This window comes from Massilia aurea (genome assembly GCF_024753205.1).
In the GTDB taxonomy this organism is placed as follows: Bacteria; Pseudomonadota; Gammaproteobacteria; order Burkholderiales; family Burkholderiaceae_D; genus Telluria; species Telluria aurea.
The window spans coordinates 1-1,544 of record NZ_JANUGZ010000019.1 but is presented as its reverse complement, the minus strand read 5'-3'; the positions used below and the strand labels follow the sequence as shown (position 1 = coordinate 1,544).

The 1,544-nt window shown below is 61.4% G+C and carries 1 protein-coding gene; it reads right to left on the bottom strand.

Annotation, left to right across the window (positions count from 1 at the left end):
• Positions 1-1,544 (bottom strand): condensation domain-containing protein (locus NX775_RS23830; RefSeq protein WP_258838241.1); only part of this gene is annotated, 1,544 nt, incomplete at both ends.

Genomic DNA, 1,544 nt, shown 5'->3' with positions numbered 1-1,544 from the left:
TGGCCTGTTCTTCGAACAGCTGGTGCAGCAGGCGCTCACGCGGGTAGGGCACAGCAGTGTCGTTGAACGCCGCGAGCAGCTCGGTCCGCTGAATCGCATCGAGCAGCGGCAGCGTGACCAGTGGCTGAGACGAATCGGCCACCATGGCCACCAGCAGGGTTTGCAAATGACCGGCAAAGCGTTCGATCGTGGTTCGGTCGAATAAGTCGGTGGCATAAGTGAGGGTGCCGCGAATGACGTCGCCGTCGTCCGATAGCGCCAGTTGCAGGTCGAAATGGGTAGTGTGGGTCTGATGCGCGACTGTGGCCAGAGTCAGTCCCGGCAGGATCAACGGACCACTGTCGGGCATGTTGTTTAGCGACAGGATGGCCTGGAACACGGGATTGTAGGCTAGCGTTCGTTCCGGACGTAGGGTTTCGACCACTTGTTCGAAAGGGACGTCCTGGTGGCTATAAGCGTCGAGTGTCGTGTTCCTGACCTGCTCAAGCAGTTCGGCCACGGTCAGGTTATCGTGCAGCGACACGCGTAGCGCCAGGGTATTGACGAAGAAGCCGATCAGCTGCTCGACTTCTGCTTGCTGGCGGTTTGCTACCGGGGTGCCGATTACGACTTCATCCTGACCGCCGAGCCGAGCGAGCAGTGTTGCCCAGCCGGCCAGAAGGATCATGAACAAAGTAACGCCATGTTGTTGCGCCAGTGCACGCAGTCCTGCGCTCAGTTCCGCCGGCAGCTGCACGATAACGCGGTCGCCGACATACGATTGCACCGCGGGGCGCGGTCGGTCGAGCGGCAGCTCGAGCAGGGCCGGTGCACCGCTCAGCCGATCGCGCCAGAAAGCGAGCTGCTTCTGCAGGGCTTCTCCCTGCAGCCGCTGGCGTTGCCAGGCTGCATAATCAGCGTACTGGATTGTGAGCGGGGGTAGCGGGTCCGGTTTGTTTTGGGAGAACGCGGCGTACAGCGCCGCTATCTCCTTCACGATTACTCCGATCGACCAGCCATCGGTGACAATGTGGTGTTGGGTCAGCAGCAGCAGATGCTCGTGGTCGGCCAAGCGCAGCAACTGGCCACGCACGAGTGGACCGTTCGCCAAATCGAACGGCTGTCGGACTTCGTTCGCACACCATGCAGCGATATCGTCCGGCTGAAGCCGCCCGCGCAGGTCATGTTCGACGAGGCTGAAACCGCAATCAGCCGGTGCAAACATCTGCATGGGCTCGGCTGCCTCGTTCGACAAGAAGCATGTACGTAATGCCTCATGGCGAGCGACGATACGGTCTAATGTTGCGCGTAGCGCCACGCGGTGCAGTGCGCCGTGCAGTCGCAGTACCGCCGGAAGGTGATACGCTAGGCTCGCAGCATGATCCAAGCGGTCGAGGAACCACAGGCGTTGCTGTGCCAGCGATAGTGGCAACGGTTCGCTGCGGTCGGCTGGAACGATCTCGGGCAAGCCGTTTCTCTGCGCACGGCTGAGCAGTTGCGCCAGTGCCGCGAGCTTCGGTGAGGCGAAGAGTTCGCGTAATGGAAGCTCGACGCCCAGTGTCTGA